The sequence below is a fragment of the Rhodohalobacter sulfatireducens genome (assembly GCF_022012475.1).
Taxonomy (GTDB): domain Bacteria; phylum Bacteroidota; class Rhodothermia; order Balneolales; family Balneolaceae; genus Rhodohalobacter; species Rhodohalobacter sulfatireducens.
The window spans coordinates 329,216-349,624 of record NZ_JAKLWS010000001.1; the positions used below are offsets into that span (position 1 = coordinate 329,216).

Consider the following 20,409-nt stretch of genomic DNA (forward strand, 5'->3'; position numbering starts at 1 on the left):
AAGTATGAAAACTTCATCCGACATAGAAAAGCAATTATTGGAATTAAAACCTGTACTCATCGAAAAATTCAAAGTGAGTAATATTGGTGTGTTTGGTTCCTACGCTAAAGGAGAACAATCTGATGCAAGTGATGTAGACATTCTGGTTGACCTTCAGGAACCACTGGGATGGGCTTTTTTTGAGCTTAAAGATTTCCTTGAATCTCACCTGAATCGATCTGTTGATTTGGTAACCCGGAATGCTTTAAAAAAGCAACTCAAAGAGTCTATCTTGAGTGAGACAAAGTTTGTATGAGTAAAAAGGACCGGGATTATTTGTTTTACTTAGAGGACATGCTGGATTCTATGGAACGAATCATGGAGTATACAGATGGATTAACGTTTGATGAATTTCAAGAGAGCAATCTCATCACAGATGCAGTTATTCGAAATCTGGAAATTATCGGAGAAGCTTCCAAAAACGTTCCAGAAAAAAGTATCCTGCCATTCCATGGAAAGAAATGTACGGCTTACGAAATTTCGTAGTCCTCGAATATTTTGGTATTGACTTTGAAAACATCTGGAAAATTATCATAGATGAGCTGCCTAAAAACATTCAGGATTTGAGAAAAATTGTCACTAAAGAATCGCAAGAGAGTTGAGAATTGACGTCATCGCTATTAGATATTTAATAAGACTTGAGAAATTCAACTAAACCTAAAAAGAAGAAACGAATCGTTTGGCTCCTTAGAATAATCATGCCAATCGTTGCTATAATCAGTGCAGTGGTATTTGTACCCTGGAACGGAGTTTTTGCATGGTTGGCTCCATTACCCGATACCATTCAGGAACAAGTAGATGATGCGATAGATCACGGACTGGATGGCATTATCGTGTATGTAGATGAACCGGGAAAGCCGTCAGCACTTTATCATGCCGGATGGAAAGACAGGTCAAATCAAGTACCCGCCGATCCGGAGGCATTGTTCAAGATTGCCAGTATCAGCAAATTGTATATTGCAGCTGCAACGGTAAAATTGGTTCACAACAGTAGCTTGTCATTAGATGACACACTTTCAGAGCACTTGCCGGAACTTGAGGGAAGGATAGAAAATGCAGGCCAGATTACCCTCAGGATGTTATTGCAGCATCGCAGCGGAATACCCAATTTTGTAGACCAAGAAGAGTTCGACTGGTCCAAGTCACATACAGATATCGGTGAACATCTACAGCTTGTATTTAATAAACACGCGAATTTTGAATCTGACTCTCGCTATCAATACTCCAATACAAATTATCTGCTCATTGGCCGTATTCTTGACAATGATTTGGGATATAGCCACCATCAATACATAAAAGAACAATTATTAGATCCACTTGGGCTCACCCATACGTACAATTTGCTCGGCCAGGTGAATTCCACTGATGTGGTCAGCGGCTATCATCATCCGTACGAAGGCGATACAAAAGAACTTGATTGGGTAACTCCCGGCGGATCGATGGTTGCTACAGCCCGGGATGTGGGAATATTCCTTCGGGCTTTACATGATGGTTCATTACTAAATAGTGACGAACAAGCTATCTATTCGTCTGTTTATGAATATGAGCATACAGGTTGGCTGCTTGGGTACTATAGCATCGCACGCTATCACAAAGAGATGGATACTGTAGTTGTTCAGTTTGTAAATACCACAGGTGAAAACACGTTAATGGTATCTAATATTGTATATAATCGCATAGTCAGAATCCTGTGTGACAATGAGAATTGAATACCATTTTTTGATCTGCCAATTTCAAACTCCAGGATCAATTTTTCGCCATTCTTACATCAGCTCCCATTCTCTTCCAACCATTTTTTCATCAAATCAATATTCTCCTGCTTTCCTTCCTGAAGAAGGTTTCGACAGTATTCTGTGTGATATTGGTGTTTTTCCAATAAATCCAGCGCGCTTTTGTACCATACATGTGCAGGTATTTTTTTCCCGTAGTAACGCTTCATTTCAACCCACATCTTCTTATTTGTTTTTCTGAAATCTGAAGTTCCCAGGTTGAACAGGTCTGCATCAGCTACAATTTTAGCTGTCAATGTAGTTGGTTTGCTGAATACTTTCGTTGCCAGAATTGCCTCTTTCACGTTTTTTATCAGTTCCTGGTTTGCATTCTCCTGTTTTAAAAATTCAACGGCCAGTTCTGCACTTTTAACTTCATGCCCATTACTATGATACAACAGGTATCCCACATCATGAAACCATGCGGCAATATGTACTGCCTGGGTTTCCAGCTTATTTAGTTTATAGTGATTGGAAATCTGGTCAGCAGCTTCTACAACTTTTTCAACATGTTCCAGGTCATGGTAAACAAAAATATCATCCAGGTGAGCCTCGTAGAGTTCACGGACATGCGTTTCCACTTTTTTAATGATCTCTTTGTTGTTCATTTGCCATGAAAAAAGTTAGAACCCGCTTCCACCTGAAACGAGAAAGTAAACAACCAGGTAGCTGGCTACGGAAACAGCAAGTCCCCACATAAATACATTATAGGCAATTCGAAGAAGTCGAAATTTGGTTTCAAGTACGGTCCCAAGTCCGTGCAAATCCCTTGCCATTGTATTATAAAGTCGCTTACTATCTGCCATCAGCTCTTCAATACCAGTCACATAATCTTCGCGGCTGAGCTTATAGAAATTTCCAAAATAGAGAATGTTTGATTTGTTGGCTCGAACATCTTCGAGAGTTACAGGTTCCTTACTTACTCGAGGGCGAGCTGCAAGAATGGAATAGATCAAAGCGGTCATGCAGGTAATCAACATCAGAGAGGTCGGAATTAACAACCAGGGATTGGTATCAATTTTCGATGAAATAGAAGCGATGATAATGGAAATAATAATACCATTGATACTAATCATAATATTAGACTTGTTGTCTGCAATGGCACTAAGCTCCACATGAGTTCTGTAAGAAGTTCGGAACATGTCCGAAACTCCTCTTTTAAGTGAACCCAGGTTTTTCTTGTCATCGTTCTCTTCCTGCTGACCCGATTCATTTGAAGAATCTTTTGGATCTTTTTTTTCTGGTTTGTCTGACATAATGATCAGCCGATATTTATGTTTAAATCATTTTAAATTTTTGCCTTTGGAGGATATCAACCATTTTGAGTTATCTCCTCAGCAAATTTTTTGAGAATCTTTTTTAAAGAAGTTTACTTATTAATTCCAATTTTTTCATTTGCCAGTCCTAACTGTCCTTCAATTTCTTTATAGTGTGGATCATCCTTCAGGTCTTTGATGAAGGGGAGTGAATGAATCAACAATACTCCTCCTAATTTTGCATCCACAGCTTTTTGCAGATACTCAAAAGCCAGGTCATTATTTCCCAAAGCCGCGTAAACCATCGCAAAATCAAGCGACAGATTGTGATTTGGCTCCTCCTTTTCTCTTTCTTTCAGCCGGTTGATATTTTCCTCAGCCAATACCTTGTCTCCCATTTCAGCGTAAATATATGCGAGCTGAGAAGCTCCCCTGTATTTTGAGTCGATCAGTTTTGCGTACTTTTTAATCATACGTAAAGCTTTGTCATATTTCTTTTGGCTTGCATATACCGCGGCCTTTCCTTCGTATGCTGCCCTGAACATTTTATCCAATTCCAAAGCTTCGTTAAAAGCATTCAAGGCTTTTTCATATTTGCCCATGACCCAATGGGCACGCCCTGACTCCAACAATGCCGGGAGTGAAAGAGGATCGATCTTAACGGCCGCATCGGCCTGATCCAGCATTTTATCATAATCACCAATAATGCGATAGTACAAAGACAGTGCCTGGCGAGCTTCACTGTTATCCGGTTCCATAGTAATAGCTTTACGGAAATTGGCTTCGGCTGAGTTAAAATCCCACTTAAATAACAGGTTCACATATCCCAGGGCTATATAAGAATCAGCCCGGGTATTATTTAGTTCTATCGCCATGAGAGCATGTTTTTCAGCAATCATAAAAGCTAGCTTACTCTGCATATGGCCAATGGTTCCAAGGAAGGTGTAACAATTTGCCAGCGAGGCCATTGCATTAACATACGTATCGCACTCCTCAATAGCCCGGTCAAAATAATCAATCGCTTTAAACACAGCTTCGGGCGTTCTCTTATTCCAGTAGTACAAACCCTGCAGGTAGTAGTTATAGGCTTCTACACTATTCGTTGAAGATTCGTAGATTTTTTTCTTATCCTGATCGGAGAGACTATCCTCAAGTTTATCCACAATTTTCCGGGCAATTTCGTCCTGGAAAGCAAAAATATCCTGCATATCTCCATCAAAATTATTGGACCAGATGTGAAAGCCATCATCGGCATTGATCAACTGGGCTGTAACCCGAATTTTATTCCCTACCTTGCGTACACTGCCCTCCAAAACTGTACTTACATTCAACTCTTTACCAATCTCCCGCACATCTTTAATCTCTTTCTTATATGCAAACACAGAAGTTCTGGATGCCACTTTCAAATCTTTAATGGTTGTAAGCGCATTAATAATCTCTTCCGTAATGCCATCGCTAAAATATTCGGTGTCTTTTTCCCGGCTGTAGTTGGTAAAAGGGAGAACCGCTATACTATTGTGATTTGTACCCGTAAGCTTCTGCACATAGGATTGAGTAGGAACATTAAAGCCCTCATCAGCCACGGCATGAATACCTATCGGCATATAAATATTCTTGAGTTCATGTTTCCCAAATGATTCAAACCTGAAGCCGGGTTGATTTTTAATCTCGTCCACAACTTTCTCGGAGAGCATAACTGAGCCGGGAAGGCCGAGCCCCTGAACCCGTGCAGCAATATTTACCGCATCGCCATAGATTCCTTCATCATCATACATCACATCCCCCATATGGATGCCAATTCGCAGGGGAACTAACGGCTGATTATTCAATTCTCTTTGAATATCCCGGGCACAATTCACGGCATCCAACGCACTGCCAAACATCATCAGAGTGCCATCCCCATAGTACTGCATTACCTCACCGTGATATTTCAGCAGGAGATCTTTAATTACAGCTCGCTGCCGGTCTCTCAATAATTTGGCATTTTGCTCATCCTCATGCATCATTTTTGAGTAGCCGACGATATCGGCAAACATCACGGCGGCAAGTAATCGTATATTATTTTGTTGATTCATCCCAGGTTTTTACAATAGCGCTTAACGAGAAGCCGAAAAGATATGCCCTGCCTAAACGCTACCAGATAATTATTTTCTAAAATTGAATATATGAAGATTTATCAAACGATATTCAATTCCTGTAGTTGCAACTCAAAATAGAGTTCACCATTTAAATTGTATCAGAACAAGAATCCGGTTTTAATGGTATATAGCGATCCATCCTCTGAAAAGCCAATCGCCGTATTGATCAGGAGGGAATCAAACATATTAAACCATATCCCTCCTCCATATCCATAGTGCCAGACTGATGACGACTCTCTATCAACCCAAACTCGACCTGTATCAAAAAAGCCGTTTAGGCCTACTCTTCCGCCCAAAAAATAGTTGTAGAAATCAAACAATTCGAGTCTCAGTTCGGTATTGTTGAAAAATGAGGATCGTCCTGAAAACCGCCGCCCGTTGAAACCTCTCAAATTTGTTGTTCCGCCTATAGTATTTGCTTCGTAAAATGGGAAATCCCCAAAAGTATGATTCCCACCGGATCGGTTTGCAATAGTAACCTGCCGATCAGTTTGAAGAGAAAAGTACAACTCCAATTCCGATTTCAAGCGGGTAAAACTCTGATCTGTATTCACTATTCCCAGGTTAACATCCCCCTCAGTTAAAAGACGAAACCCTTCTCGGGGATTTTGACCGTCGTCCAAGTCTGAAAATTTCAGACCGGCCGTAATGCCACTGAACAACTGCTCTTTGAATTCGCCTGCCGGAATCTCAAGGTTTGGATCGGAGAGTATGTTGTCCGGATCCTGTTCCACATTTGTTGCCCGAATATGAATACCCGTGTAAAATTCCATGATGTTTTTATTGAGAACAAACCGCGGCTCCACAGAATATTGATAAAGACGGGCGCGATAGTAGTTCAGCGACCGGTCTTCGAGAGTGGTTTCATTCCCCAACCCAAAAAAGTTTTTATAGCTTTTGGGAAAGAAAAATTGGGCATCGAAATCAACTCTTCGGTTCGACGTTGCACTGCTCTGCAGGTACCATGCTCCATCATAGCGAATATTTGCTGCGCCGGTTGAGGGAGACACATTGGCACGTAGAAAATGACGGGAAGACGGGTTTTTTCGAAACCCGTGGCGAATAATTTCTGGCCCCCCTCCCAAAAATAGCCCGTCTTTAGAGTTGTAATCGAAATAAAGTCCTGCTAGAGTGGTATTCCATCGAAAATCAGACTTATAATTATAACTCACATTCTCAGCCTGATTCGCCAGTTTTACTTTTGAATTCGGCCCGCGATTGATATGATTTCCGGTTTCAGTATCATATATAAACACCGTGCGGCGAATTCCCTTTTTGGGAGTTTCATCGAAATACTCATCTTCACCCGAACCACCGGATATCCTGATTTTTATTGGATTTGATGATACACCTGTAATCCTGAACTGGTCGCGGCCGCCCATTCCGTAAAGACGTAATTCGTCAGTCTCACCGGCAGCAAATATTCGTTCAAAATATTGCTCCCTTCGTTCACCCCCGCCCGATAGCTTGTAAACTCTCACCAAAATCTCATCCTCAGTCAAAACGTCCACCCGGAACAACTCACGCTTGTTACTACCCGGAATGGAGACAACTCCCGAAATCAATTCGTAATATCTTTCTGCAACATCCGGTAGTTGATCCCGACGAGCTTTCAGGATTCGGATCGTCTCATCACCATACTTTTCAAATACAGGATCGGGATAATTCTGGACAGCTTCTTCAATCACAGCATCCGTCAGCGATTTCTCAATATCCAAAGCAATCTCCAGCCATTCTGTTCTTGTAACCTGGTTGGTAAACAGGCGGGTTAAAGCTAAAGAATTGAAATTTAGCCCTTTGAGATTTCCATAACTATCTGAAAAGTTCTGATACTGGAAAAATGGGCCCAAAACTCTGGCGGTACTTGGAAGCAGGCCGGTCATTCTCATCATAGCTACATCCCGATCGCGTGGAATCGGTTTATAGATTTTGCCTTTTTCATCCTCGGGTTCAAAAGAAGCCCACCTCCATTGATCACTGTGGCGGTCCCAATCAGCCAGAAGCATGTCCAGCAGCCGTGCGCGCGCAAACTCTTTTTGATCCACCCGATGGTCGATATCCCCGTCCAGCTCGCGAAATAGCTCCGTACTGCTCAAAATTTCATCTGAATTTCCTACGCTTTCAACATCACTCATGTCACCGTTGGGGCGCTCTTCAAACAGTGCCAGCTCCCCGCTGATCTCGTTAGTGTAATCTCCAAGCTTAGGATCATCGGGAACAAAGTATATTGTTGGATTGGTATGGTACACTCCGGCAGCATCAGCGAGATCGGGAATTACCAAAGCGGCATAGGGATTAATGATTGAAAACTGATCCTGGGCAACATCCAGGGCAAAGGTTTTTCTAAGATTATCATCCCAAATCCTTCCGGCACGCTTATCAACTGAACGGAGCACATAATCCCGGCCGTCTTCCCTCTCAAGGTGTAACGTTGTTGACTGGCCCTTTCCACCCATCCGAACAGGGGTCAACCCCCCTTCAAGCTCAGTTACGTCAAAAAGAGGAAATTCATTTTCAACGGACCAGTACTTTCGATTATGCTTTCCAATCAACCATTCAAACAGTCGGCTTTTGCCATCATACCGGGGGTTTGCTGCAACGGTTCGAGTGCTGTCTGAATAATTGATGTCGGGGACAGACTCGGCAATGGCTTCATCAGAAAAAGCAACTTCAAATGGCGGCTTTAATTGGGTTTTATAGAGCAGGGTTCCGGTTGAGCCGTCTCCTTTTGGGGCCCACGCTTCCATCCACACGGAACCGTCGGCGTAATATTGAACGGTGATAAAACCTCTGCTTCCGTATGTAAATTCTGCACCCCTTCCATGAGAAATATAGCTTCTCTTACTACCCGCCCCACTCACTATATAGTGATGATTTACTCGCTTTACCTCCTGCCGATGATATTGCAAACCATGTGAATGGCCGGCAACATAGATCATATCTTCCAGTTCGGTTGCACTGAACAACTCTTGCATTGCATCGGCCATCTTTTTGTAATGATGATGAATCACATCCTGCCTAAGACCAAACACTCTTCGATAGAGTACATAAAAACTCCCAAAAACGGGTGGCTTTAGATGAGCAGAGGGAGGCAGATATCCGCCGTGATTATCGTGAGTGATAAGCGGATGATGGGCGGCGATCATCAGGTAATCGTTCCGCTGTTTTTTTAAAAGATTATCCAATTGTGAAAGTACATCCCCCGCATCGAAAAGTTCATACTCCCCCGTATCGCCAAAAGGTTTTTCATACCTGTGGAACCACCATTGCGTATTAAGAACAATCAACCGGATATCTTCTCGCAGTCTCGGGTCCTCATCGTCATCCAAAAGTTTGATGGACACCGGTCCGGGAAATCCATGATCAGGCAGAAATACATTTCCGCGATCCAGGGTTTTCTCAACAAATTCCTCCTGCCTCAGCACTCTCTCCAGCCCTTCAGGCCCGCCATTATCCCAATCGTGATTTCCCGGCAAAATCACAACTCTACCCTCAAAATTCTCTACAGTTTTCATCAATTCGATGATCCGTCCTTCATACAATTTGCGATCCGGATGGGTAGAATCGGGAAGTCCTGCACTGTAAATGTTATCCCCTAAAAAAATAGCCGCGCTGCGCTCACCGGCATTCTTAAGAAACAACTCAAACAACTTAAGCACCGGTTCCTGTACCTGTAATGTGGCCTCTCCCGCATCGCCAATTAAGAATGTTTGATAAATTAAATCCTCCTCTGGCGGCGGCATCTGTTCCTGTGTTTTTTTCTCTTCAGGGTTGATATACAGCAGGGACTGCGAACACGAGGCAAGGAACAAAAAGATGAGAATAACTACGTATTGTTTTTTCATCCTTAAAAATAGAGACCCTTAATTAGATTAAGAAATTGCGCGAGGGTAATTATAGACTAATAAAACGTTTTTGAAATCTATTTATTCAATACACAAACAAAAAAAGCCGCATCTCTTCAGACACGGCTTTAATGATTAAATAGATTTTGAATCCGAATGTTTATTCGTAATCCAGGCTCCTAACATCTACTGCGCTAAGTCCTTTTGGTGTCTCCTCAACATCAAATTCTACTCTTTCGTCATCTTCAAGACCCTGATTGGGGCCTAGATCCGGGATATTGTTTCTGTGAACAAAAATATCTTTTCCTCCTTCATCAGGCTGGATAAAACCGAAGCCTTTTGTTTTGTCAAAGAATTTTACTTTTCCTTGTTGTGGCATAATAATAATGTATTGTTTTGTACACATACGATCAGGTGTTCATCCGGGCTAAAAAGAGTTGCATTACCAAATCGTTTCAGAAAAGATTACTATCACCCTCTTGCAGGTGTGAATTAAATTGAACAATAATAATACGAGGGTTTATGGAGAATACCTATAAATAATTTTGAATAGCTAAAAACAACTTTCTTTTAATATATATACAACAAAAAAAGCCGCATCTTCTCAGATACGGCTTTGTGTTTTCTTTACGTATTCTCTTTGAGAGCCTATACGTAGTCCAAACTTACAACATTTACTGCGCTTGGACCTTTAGGTGTTTCTTCAACCTCAAATTCAACGCTTTCGTCGTCTTCAAGAGCTTGGTTAGGACCTAAACCATCAACATTGTTTCTATGAACAAAAATATCTTTTCCGCCGTCTTCCGGCTTGATGAATCCAAATCCTTTTTTTGGATCAAAAAATTTTACTTTTCCTTGTTGTGACATAAATAGTATAGTAGTGTATTGTTATGAACACGTACGGTCAGGTGCTGTGTTCATCCATACTAAAAAGAATTGCGTTACCAAATCGTTTCCAGAGAAGATTACTGTACACCCTCTCGTAGGTGTGAATTAAATTGAGTCCATAAATTAAGGGGATTTAAGCGGAATACCAATAAATGATTTGGGGAAGAAAATTGCCCGGTAACCTTTAAACAGTAGTTCTGAACCAAAAAGTAACGTGATTATTAAAATAGATACTGATTAATTAAAGATAGAGATGATGAAAAATTTAAGAACTCATATGTGGCTTTGTTTTACATTGGGTGTTTTCCAGCTGATAGCATTAGGATCGATGTATTATGTAACAACTGAAATGGATCAATCCTCAATAGGCTTTATTTGACACCTGAACTCATTCGAATTGGCATTATAAATATGAGTATATATATGACCTATTTTTTGATTGTGCTATTTAAAGCGATAAAATATTCCTTCGAAGGTATGAATAGTATCTAAAGCCAGTTGGTTTATTTCCATGTTCTATTTATTTCTTAATTTTTTCACAAATTGAAAATTGTTGAAATCCCCCAAAAAAACTTTAAACCTTGATGAGTATATCATTCGCCGAACAGGGGTTCCCATGGGTGCTTCTGGATCGTTGCGAAAAATGTTGAGGCGATCCCTGGGCGCAAAATCTCCAAAACTTTTCTGGCAATACTGGAATCCAATCTTTGGCTACTTTTTAGGAAAATACATTCACTCTCCCTTGAAAAAGTTTCTGCCGGCACCTCTAGCTATTCTACTGACATTTCTATTCAGCGGCTTAGTTCACGATATGGCAACAATTGCAGTTAGAGGAACTACTCGATTCCTGTTTACAACATGGTTTTTCTTTTTGGGAATGGGGCTGATTTTGATTGAAATGGGTAACATCAGTTGGGCAGACAAAAGCAGATCTACCCGAATAATTTCCAACCTTAGTTACCTGATTTTATGTTTTTTAATTGCCTATGGAGTTGTCGTTTTGATAGCTGATTTATGATTATCCTTGGAAATAGATGTAGATCACAAAAATGATCACCATCAGAAGAACGGACCACACGACTTCTTTTGTCCCCCAACTTGCCCGTGATTCTCGCTTGTCTTCTTCAGTAAGAGTTTGATAAGTCAGGCCCGATATCTTTCTTTGATCAGGTGCAGAGGTTGCATAACTCACTCCAACCATCACGGCAATACAGATCAAGAACATTCCCAGGCTGTAGTATTGGAAAAAGATGTTGTTTACGATCCACAGAAATGATCCTTCGGTATAGGCAAAATCATCCATCAGGAATGCAGGTGTGTCAACCGCCAAACGAAAGAGGCCAAGTACAATTCCGACAATCAGCGCTGATAAACACCCTTCTTTATTTAATCGACTGTTAAAAATCCCCATGAAGAAAACCACAAAAATAGGCGGGGCCAGGTACGATTGAATTCCCTGCAGATAATCATAGAGGCCACGGCTACCCTGGATCACCGGTATCCATAGCAGGCCTACAACAATCATAACTCCAACAGCCACACGGCCAACCCATACCAACTCCTGGTCTGAGGTTTGGGGTTTGATCTTGTTATAAAGATCCATCGTGAACAGGGTAGATGAAGCATGAAAAACCCCGGCGAGAGAACTCATCAACGCTGCAAGCAAACCGGCAACAACCAATCCCCGAATTCCAACGGGTAGGATGTAGGCAACCATCATTGGAAAAGCCGCCTGTGCATTTTCACGAATCACCTCGCCATTTGCTCCGATCATGTGTTGCTGCATCTCGGCGATGGTTCCTGATTTAGCCAGCGCAAAAGCGATAATTCCGGGGATGATAAACAGAAACACTGGCAACAGTTTCAGGAAAGCGGCAAAAATACTGCCCTGGCGTGCTTGTTCCTCATTCGGTGCCCCCAACGCTCGTTGCACGATATATTGATCTGTCGTCCAGTACCACAATCCCACAATAGGAGCCGCAAATAGCATTCCAACCCAAGGGTATTGATCATTAAAATACCAGGCCATCTGGTTATCAGTAATAATCGGCGCCCATGTTGAATTGACTCCTTCCGGCACAATCGGTTTCCAGAGATTAAACATTTCAGAACCTACGGTATCAACCAATGGCCCCCACCCTCCGATGGCCTGAATTCCGTAATACAAAACAGAGAGCGAGCCAATAATCAGAACTATCGCCTGAATGGCTTCTGTGTAGGCGACTGCCCGAAGACCGCCAAGAGCCGTATAAATTCCCGTCAGTACAATGACAATTATTGACCCAATCCAAAAGCTATTCATCCCCATGAATTGCAGCTCCGGCAGCAATACGCTAAGCACAATGCCACCGGCAAATATGCCCACCGCAATCTTTGTGAGCACATACGCTATAAGTGAAACAGTAGAAAGAAGTGTTCGTGCGAGAGGTGAAAATCTTCTCTCAAGAAATTCAGGCATCGTATAAACCTTCGATCGAACGTAAAACGGAATCATCACCCACGCCAAAATCAGCAAACACCAGGCTTGCAGTTCATAATGGGCTAATGCCATTCCATCCGTTGCTCCCGTCCCAGACAATCCAACCAAATGCTCAGAGCCAATGTTAGATGCAAAAATGGATGTCCCCACAACAAACCAACCCAAATGGCGTCCGGCAAGGAAAAAATCAGAAGCAGTATCGGTTTTTTGTTTGATGACCCACCAGGCAATCCCCAAAATCAGCAAGAAATAAGCGAAAATAATGACCCAGTCCAGAGCGGCGAGTATACCCATAGCGAGTAGAATTAAATGTTTTTGTGATTAGTGAATTTAAGTGTCCCAGAAGCGTTGACGAATTTGTCGGAATCCTTCAAGCGTCACGAATCATTTTCTCAAAAACGCTTCAAGGACCTGCGGACGCTTGAAGGTTTGTCAAACTTCTCTATACTCGATACCCAAAATATTGCAGAGCATTTTCCATTTCCTTCTTTGATCGCCCAAATGCAGAACCTGATGATGCGTCCCACCGGATTTCAACCATCCGTCATTACATTCACGAAGCCCGCTGGCGGGTTTAAAATGGAAATACGGCATCTCTATCGTGGGATACTCTTCGGTATCCAAGATTTCTCCGTAAGACACTACAAGCCGGAACTCTTCTCCCACTAAATGGACCAGTGAAACCATTGTAGCCGGACCCGGCTCAGCCATAAATACGGTTGTAGGCGGATTCTCCAGATCACCAATTCCCAACACACGATTTGCCAGCCGAATCGGTTTGTCTTTTCGGGCGATTTTCCAGTTTCCTTCGCCCATATGGCTCATCAGCATCGATTCGCGTTTGAAATCCATCGCATACATTTCTGTGAAATGAGCATCGTCTTCAAGCACGTGCCCTGCAGCTACCATGCTCGCCGTGTTGGTATCGCCTTCCGCGGCATATCCGTACCCTTCAGCCATCAGGTTGGAAGCGGCCAGCATATTGATCTGTTCAAACCGGCCGTCGCCTTTAAATGTGTCGAAATGCGCGGAAAATCCCTGGTAATTATTCTCTTCTAAAAACTTTTTGAAGCCCAGATACATCCGAACGGCATATCGCAGATTTTTCTCCGGCATGTCGTCATCCACATCAAACCGGTTTTTTTCAACCATAATGCGTTCATCGATCTCTTCATCGGTTACTGCTTCCATCGACCGATAAACTTCCCCCATATATTCCCGGTTTACTTCCGGTCCAATGATCCGCGTGAAAGCAGCTTCATCGGTAAGTGTATCGCCCATTCCATGCATCTTCCCGATCGATGCAATTCGCATTCGCTTCAATGCAGCAGCGGTTTGAGCAGCTTTTGCCCAATCACCTACATAATTTTTGAACTCTTCACTTTTCCAGTTGGCGGAAATCACCTCAAAATTGTCACCATGTGTTCGGATGATCGCATTCGCCATATCCTGCGCACCGTGAATTCCCTGGTTATAGGTGAGGTCAGCCATATCCCAATCGGTGGTTACTTCCGGTTCAGGCTGAATGTTTGCCAGCAAAATGGGCAGGTTATTCTTTTGAAGAGCGCGAACCGTTCGCATCGCCGGACCGTATGTCAGCATCACAATCATCACCCCATCCAATCCTTTGTGATTGAAATCAGCCAGGATCTCTTCGATATCATTCCTGTTACGGGCGGCTTTCGGAAAATCAAAATCAACCACATCTGACAACTGATCACAAACGTCACGGGCATAATTTTCCTGCCTCTCGGTGATCCCCGGAAGTGATTTATCGTACAGCTCTTGCATAATGCCCAGCAATCCAATTTTAGGCTTTCTTTTTTGGGTGGTCGTCATAATCTTATTCTTGTCAAAAGTTTGTAATTATTACTGACCGTAGTAGGCATCATCGCCGTGCTTCCGGTCATAATGTTTTTTGATCAGCGAATCTTTCATGCGCGAAACATCCGGATCGATCTGTAAACTGAGGTACGCCATTTCCGCTAACTGCTCCAAAACGGCACTGTTATACACTGCTTTTTCGGCTGAACCGCCCCAGGTAAACGGCGCGTGATTTCCCACCAAGATCATCTCTACCTCTTTGTAGGATAGGTTTCGCTCCTCAAACAGGTTCAGAATCTGGAATCCCGTTTGGTGCTCGTAGTTTCCTTCAATCATCTCATCGGCCATCGGTGGGGCACAGGGAACATCCACCGTCAGGTGATCGGCATGGGTGGTTCCAAGGATCGGGATATCTTTCAAGGACTGAGCCCAGGCGGTGGCATGCGTGGAATGCGTATGGGCAATCCCGCCGATTTCAGGCCAGTGCTTGTAGAGAACGGCGTGGGTTTTTGTATCGGATGAGGGACGAAGTTCTCCTTCAATCACGTTCGCATCAAAATCAACAATTACCATTTTTTCCGGCGCTAAGTCCGCATACGGCACGCCACTCGGTTTGATGGCAAACACTTCTTCATTCCGATCGGCGGCACTGACATTGCCGAAGGTAAACAGCACTAATCCAAATGCATCAATCTGCATATTGGCTTCGTAGGCGGCCTGTTTGATGGAATCGTATTTGCCCATTTATCTATTCTGGTGTCAATTTTAAGTGTCCTTTGAGGCCTGACAGGTTTCTTTACCCATGGATCTTTATTTATGAGAATGAAGATCCAAACCTGACAGGCCTGGTATAATTATGAAATTCTTTTTTCCACCGTATTCGCGAGAGATCTATAACTCTCATACTTTTTGCGATAGTGATTCACCCTTTCAGGTTCCGGTTCATATCTCTTTTCAAATCCTGCTCCCATTGCTTCTACCGCTTCCTCAACTTTTGGGAAAACCCCGGTAGCTGTGGCAGCAAACATCGCAGCTCCTAACGCAACAGCCTGATTTGATTTCACAATCCGAATCGGCATGTTCAGAACATCACTCATCATCTGCATCACATAAGGAGATTTCTTCGCGACACCTCCCATCCCGATAATTCCTTTGATCGGAATCCCCTCATCAATAAATCGATCCACAATCGCTTTGGCGCCAAAACAGGTCGATTCAACCAGCGCCCGGTACATATCCGGAGCTGTGGTTCCAAGATTCATTCCTTCAATCGCTGAAGTTAGATTCTGATTGGCATCCGGAGTTCGTCGGCCGTTCAACCAGTCGAGGGCTGTTAGGTATTTTTCATCATCAATTGAAAGATTTTTTGAAGCAGCTTTTTCCAATTCCTGGATCAACGAATCATTTAACTCAACAAGCAACCTTTGGCGGGTTTCTTCGTCAATCACCTTACTGTTTTGAACCGGCCAGAGAAGAATTTCCTTGAACCATGCATACACATCCCCAAAAGCGGATTGACCCGCCTCAAGCCCCACCATACCGGGAACAACCGAGCCATCCACCTGTCCGCAAATACCTTTAATCAGTTTTCCTTCAATCTCTTCATGAGGAGCGACGAGCATGTCGCAAGTGGAGGTGCCCATTACCTTGCTCAGATAATAGGGCTCTATCTCTCCACCTACGGCACCCATGTGGGCGTCGAATGCGCCCACACCCACCACAACTTGTTCACTAAGTCGAAGTTTCTTTGCCCACTTTTTTGAAAGAGTTCCGGCCGGCTGATCGGATGTATAGGTTTCCTGAAACATGCGATCACGAATACCATCCAAAAGCGGATCTAATTCACTTAAAAAATCCTGCCCTGGCAGACCATCAAACTCTTCATGCCACATCGCTTTATGTCCGGCTGCACACCGGCTTCGTTTCATCTTGGCGATATCATCTCCGCCGGTCAGCTCAAAGGGAATCCAGTCACAGTGCTCCACCCAACTCCAGGCATTTTTTCTCACCTTTTCATCCACTCGAAGTGTGTGCAAAATCTTCGCCCAGAACCATTCGGAGGAATATATTCCACCCACATATTTGGTGTAGTCGGTCTCCCAATTCGCTGCCAACTCATTAATTTCTGTGGCTTCTTTAATAGCGGTGTGATCTTTCCAAAGAAGAAACATGGCATTGGGATTCTCCTCAAATCCTTCCGTCAGTGCCAGAGGCGTTCCCTGTTTGTTGACAGCTACCGGGGTCGACCCGGTTGTATCGGCCGAAACGGCGACTACATTTTTTCTGATCTCATCACCTGCCTCATCCAAAACCCGGGTGATTGTTTCCGTCAATCCTTCCAAATAATCGAGGGGGTGCTGACGGAATTGATTCGCTGATGCATCACAAAATAATCCCTCTTTCCATCGGGAGTAGTAGTGGACGGCATCCCCGATATATTCCCCGCTGGTGTTAATCAATACAGACCGAACGGAATCGGTCCCGAAATCGACTCCAATGACATATTTTGGTTTAGATGAACTCATTGTATCACACTTTTGGTGGTTTAAAACTTAACCCGGCACCATTCTCTTCAGCCTTCTGTTTTTCAAACTTTTTGCTGTCGAACCTGTACAGATAGGCTCCTTTCTTTGAGAATTTCTTCTGCTTTTCATCCGTTTTTTCAAGCACATTCATTGAAAGGATTCTTCTCCGGAAATTTCGTTTATCCAGATCGGTTTCGTAGATCGATTCGTACAACTGTTGGAGTTCAGGCAGCGTAAATTTTTCAGGCAGCAGTTCAAAACCTACCGGCTGTGTTGCCGCTTTATGCCTGAGCCGTCCCTTCGCAGCTTCCACCATTTTATGATGGTCAAAAATCAGATCCGGCAGGTCATCAATCGGGAACCACCGGGCGCTGTATTTCTCTACAAGTTCTTTGTTATGGTCATGAATATTTATCAGCGAGTAGTAGGCGATGGAAATGGTTCGTTCAACCGGATCTCGATCAATTTCACCAAACCCGTACAACTGCTCGAGGTAGATATTTTTGAGTCCCGTTAGTTTTGTAAGGATTCGTGAAGCGGCCTCATCAAGACTTTCATCCGCCTCTAGAAACCCTCCCATCAAAGACCAGTTACCTTTCTCCGGTTCAAAATCTCTTTTTATCAGCAGCAACTTGAGGTTCTGCCGATCGAATCCGAAGATAATCGTATCGAGGGCAACCGGGAACCGATCAATATTTTCGTATTGGTTTGGTAACACCTTATCCGTTGTTATTCTATTGTCAACATTACTACAGATTTTGATGGAAGCGTGACTGACAAAGTGGTTCCGTCCAGTTCGTGATCACTAAAATCCTGTAAAATGACATTTTCGGGATCCTCGAAAGTATTTATCGAGCTGACTTCATCTGCCGTAAGAATCATCCCTGTTGAGACTGTTCCAAGATGATCAATCCCACGAAAATCGAGTTCAACATCCTGGGTATTGTCCGCGTCTAAATTTGTAATGGTGAGGTTAATCCGTCCATCATCACTTTTAGAAGCGGTATAACTGATGGACGGAATCACCTCGCCACCGTGTCCGTAGCTTGTAATCGTTGAGTTTGTTTGAAGTAATTCTGTATCGAAATGAACCCTGTAGAGATCAAACACATGGTAGGTCGGCGTTTTGATCATCTGATCGCCTTCGGTTAAAATCACAGCCTGCAGCACGTTCACCATCTGGGCGATGTTAGCCATCCAAACCCTATCACTGTGTTTATTCATAATATCCAGGGAGATGGCGGCGATCAGTGCATCTCGAAGAGAGTTCTGCTGCTGTAAAAATCCGGGGTTTGATCCGGGCAGCGGATCCGTCCAGATACCCCATTCATCCACAAAGAGTCCCACTCGTTCTTCAGGATCATACTCGTCCATCCGATTTTTGTGACCCTGAATAAATTCGTCAAGGCGAAGGGCTTTCCGAATGCCATCAAAGTACAGGTCTTCTCCAAAGTTGACGGAGGCGCCTTTGTTCGTCCAGCTTTCACCGGCAATGGTATAGTAATGGAGGGAGATAGCATCCAACATATGAGATGCCTCCTCCATTACTTTGTCCGTCCAATAATACTGTTCATTCGAATAGCCGCTCGCAACCCTGGTAATTTCATTGCCGCTGTAATCGCGTACATACGTTGCAAAGCGTTTGTAGAGATCGGAATAGTACGCGGGATCCATATTTCCGCCGCAACCCCAGCTCTCGTTTCCGATTCCAACATAATTCACACCCCAGGGTTCATCGCGGCCATTTTCACGCCGGAGATTTGCCAGGTCGCTGTCGCCATCGTAATTCATATATTCAATCCAGTTTTGCATTTCACGCGGAGTACCGCTTCCAACATTCATCGCTACAACCGGTTCGGCACCAAGCATTTCTGTAAAATTTAGAAATTCGTGCGTACCAAAACTGTTGTCTTCAATCACCATTCCCCAATGTGTGTTAATGGTATTTGGGCGTTCATCTATCGGGCCTATTCCATCTCTCCAGTTATACTCATCTGCAAAACAACCACCGGGCCACCGAATATTGGGAACTTCTAAATGTTGAAGAGCTTCCAGCACATCCGTTCGATATCCATTTGTATTTGGGATATCTGAATCTTCACCCACCCATACACCGCCGTAAATTCCCTCTCCCAGGTGTTCGGCAAAGTGACCGTAAATATGGCGGCTGATGGTACTCACTTCCTGGTCGGCATTAATAACAATCTTGTTATTCTGAGCTTGTGAGGATGCTAATATGAAAAAGCTTAGAAAAATTGATAAACAGACTATTTTTTTCATGGCAGACAGAATTTGATTTATAGGTATTGAATGTTACTCACTGACTTTAAACTGGTAAATTGTGGTGGTTTCGTAGGTTTCTCCCGGATTTAATACCGGGGTTGGAAAATCCGGTTTGTTTGGTGAATCGGGAAAGGTTTGAGTTTCCAAGCAAAGCGCTGCATACTGTTCGATGGGAACCCTGTGGTGCCCCGTTATACTTCCATCCAGAAAATTCCCTGTGTATAATTGGACTCCGGGCTGATCTGTATACACCTCCATGATTCGTCCGGATTCTTCATGCTCAACTGTGGCAATTTTTCGAACTCCTGAATTGGGATTGTTTAACACGTAGTTGTGATCATAACCAGGAGGGATTGATTCAATTCGTGCACCTACCGTTTCAGGCTCAGTGAAATCAAAAGGTGTTCCTCCAACGGCACGAAGTTCGCCGGTTGGAATCAGGCCTTCATCAACAGGAGTATATCGATCGGCTTGGATTGTTAAGAGATGATCCAGAATTCCCTGCGAAGGATCTCCACTCAGGTTAAAATAGGAGTGATTGGTTAAGTTAACGACCGTAGCTTTATCCGTGGTCGCGTGATAGTCGATTTGGAGTTCGTTGTTTTCGGTCAGTGTGTATGTAACATCTACATCCAGATTTCCGGGATATCCCTCCTCGCCATCGGGACTGAGATAACTGAGCGTTACAGAATTTTCATCTTCGTTCACTTCAGCATCCCAAAGTTTTTTATCGAAGCCTTCATTTCCCCCGTGAAGGTGGTTCTCCCCATTATTTCTCGCCAACTCATACACTTCACCGTTCAACTCAAATTGCCCATTTGCAATCCGGTTGGCATAGCGGCCGGCAATAGCTCCAAAAAAGGGATGACCTGCCTTATATTTCTCAAGATCATCAAAGCCTAAAACTACATCTTCAATATTTCCATCATTATCAGGTACTCTAATGGAAGTGACAATTCCACCATAATTGGTGATGGAAACTTTCATTCCATTTTCATTGGTGAGTGTAAAAAGCTCAACTGATCGTCCGTCATCCATGGTTCCAAACTCCTCTGTTTCTATCTGTTGGTCAGCCGTTTGATCCTGTTCCGATGTGCAAGCAAAAAATGCTGTTAGCAAAAGAATAGCTGACAATAATTGAATTGGTTTTCCTTTTCTTATTCTCATCAATCGTATGATTTCATGTTTTGGCTTGGGCAGGAACCCGCCCATCTTTTTACCCGAATATTTAATAAAAATATTTAGGTGTAAATATTACACTTATTAGAATTAACAGAACCTGAATGGGATTTGCAAGCGCTTTTTTACAGGTTATGTAAGATTTCTCTAATTCTTTATCAGAAAAGCTATTATTACGTCATTT

The 20,409-nt window shown here is 43.2% G+C and carries 16 protein-coding genes and 1 pseudogene; 4 read left to right on the forward strand and 13 right to left on the reverse strand.

What is annotated here, in order from left to right:
- The first annotated feature begins 4 nt into the window (after positions 1-4).
- The 3 genes and pseudogenes from L6773_RS01400 (at position 5) to L6773_RS01410 (ending at position 1,748) form a co-directional block, all read left to right on the forward strand.
- Positions 5-295 (forward strand): nucleotidyltransferase family protein, encoded by a 291-nt coding sequence (locus tag L6773_RS01400; protein WP_237852048.1) that lies wholly within the window; start codon positions 5-7, stop codon positions 293-295.
- A gap of 62 nt (positions 296-357) precedes the next feature.
- Positions 358-641: pseudogene (locus tag L6773_RS21640) on the forward strand (HepT-like ribonuclease domain-containing protein).
- A gap of 96 nt (positions 642-737) precedes the next feature.
- Positions 738-1,748 (forward strand): serine hydrolase domain-containing protein, encoded by a 1,011-nt coding sequence (locus tag L6773_RS01410; protein ID WP_237852050.1) that lies wholly within the window; start codon positions 738-740, stop codon positions 1,746-1,748.
- 59 nt (positions 1,749-1,807) lie between these two features.
- Here the strand turns inward: L6773_RS01410 and L6773_RS01415 are convergent, their stop codons facing one another.
- The 6 genes from L6773_RS01415 to L6773_RS01440 all read right to left on the reverse strand — a co-directional run bounded on the left by L6773_RS01415 (position 1,808) and on the right by L6773_RS01440 (position 9,914).
- The gene (locus L6773_RS01415; RefSeq protein ID WP_237852051.1) at positions 1,808-2,416 is read right to left on the reverse strand and encodes an HD domain-containing protein; all 609 of its coding nucleotides are present in this window, start codon (positions 2,414-2,416) and stop codon (positions 1,808-1,810) included.
- Positions 2,417-2,431: 15 nt separating this feature from the next.
- Positions 2,432-3,064 (reverse strand): Pycsar system effector family protein, encoded by a 633-nt coding sequence (locus L6773_RS01420; RefSeq protein ID WP_237852052.1) that lies wholly within the window; start codon positions 3,062-3,064, stop codon positions 2,432-2,434.
- Positions 3,065-3,177: 113 nt separating this feature from the next.
- A complete protein-coding gene (locus L6773_RS01425; protein WP_237852053.1) occupies positions 3,178-5,139 on the reverse strand; it encodes an adenylate/guanylate cyclase domain-containing protein in 1,962 nt (653 codons plus the stop codon).
- A gap of 161 nt (positions 5,140-5,300) precedes the next feature.
- On the reverse strand, positions 5,301-9,047 hold the full coding sequence (locus tag L6773_RS01430; RefSeq protein WP_237852054.1) for a BamA/TamA family outer membrane protein: 3,747 nt from the start codon (positions 9,045-9,047) through the stop codon (positions 5,301-5,303).
- A gap of 160 nt (positions 9,048-9,207) precedes the next feature.
- On the reverse strand, positions 9,208-9,426 hold the full coding sequence (locus tag L6773_RS01435; RefSeq protein WP_237852055.1) for a cold-shock protein: 219 nt from the start codon (positions 9,424-9,426) through the stop codon (positions 9,208-9,210).
- Positions 9,427-9,695: 269 nt separating this feature from the next.
- Positions 9,696-9,914, reverse strand: coding sequence for a cold-shock protein (locus tag L6773_RS01440; protein ID WP_237852056.1), 219 nt, complete (start codon positions 9,912-9,914; stop codon positions 9,696-9,698).
- 574 nt (positions 9,915-10,488) lie between these two features.
- On the opposite strand from L6773_RS01440, the gene L6773_RS01445 reads away from it, so the two are divergent.
- Entirely contained in the window at positions 10,489-10,953 is a 465-nt protein-coding gene (locus L6773_RS01445) for an MBOAT family O-acyltransferase (RefSeq protein ID WP_237852057.1), read from the forward strand.
- On the opposite strand, the gene L6773_RS01450 is transcribed toward L6773_RS01445, so the two are convergent.
- From L6773_RS01450 to L6773_RS01480, 7 genes are all read right to left on the reverse strand, one after another.
- The gene (locus L6773_RS01450) at positions 10,954-12,708 is read right to left on the reverse strand and encodes a sodium:solute symporter (RefSeq protein ID WP_237852058.1); all 1,755 of its coding nucleotides are present in this window, start codon (positions 12,706-12,708) and stop codon (positions 10,954-10,956) included.
- A 138-nt stretch (positions 12,709-12,846) separates the two neighbouring features.
- Positions 12,847-14,253 (reverse strand): L-fucose/L-arabinose isomerase family protein, encoded by a 1,407-nt coding sequence (locus tag L6773_RS01455; RefSeq protein WP_237852059.1) that lies wholly within the window; start codon positions 14,251-14,253, stop codon positions 12,847-12,849.
- Positions 14,254-14,283: 30 nt separating this feature from the next.
- A complete protein-coding gene (locus tag L6773_RS01460; protein ID WP_237852060.1) occupies positions 14,284-14,982 on the reverse strand; it encodes an L-ribulose-5-phosphate 4-epimerase in 699 nt (232 codons plus the stop codon).
- 110 nt (positions 14,983-15,092) lie between these two features.
- Complete coding sequence (locus L6773_RS01465) at positions 15,093-16,763, reverse strand: ribulokinase (protein WP_237852061.1); 1,671 nt, start codon at positions 16,761-16,763, stop codon at positions 15,093-15,095.
- A 4-nt stretch (positions 16,764-16,767) separates the two neighbouring features.
- A complete protein-coding gene (locus L6773_RS21645) occupies positions 16,768-17,481 on the reverse strand; it encodes an NUDIX hydrolase (RefSeq protein WP_237852062.1) in 714 nt (237 codons plus the stop codon).
- A gap of 11 nt (positions 17,482-17,492) precedes the next feature.
- The gene (locus tag L6773_RS01475) at positions 17,493-19,043 is read right to left on the reverse strand and encodes an alpha-N-arabinofuranosidase (protein ID WP_237852063.1); all 1,551 of its coding nucleotides are present in this window, start codon (positions 19,041-19,043) and stop codon (positions 17,493-17,495) included.
- A 33-nt stretch (positions 19,044-19,076) separates the two neighbouring features.
- Positions 19,077-20,213 (reverse strand): aldose epimerase family protein, encoded by a 1,137-nt coding sequence (locus L6773_RS01480; RefSeq protein ID WP_237852064.1) that lies wholly within the window; start codon positions 20,211-20,213, stop codon positions 19,077-19,079.
- Positions 20,214-20,409 lie beyond the last annotated feature (196 nt).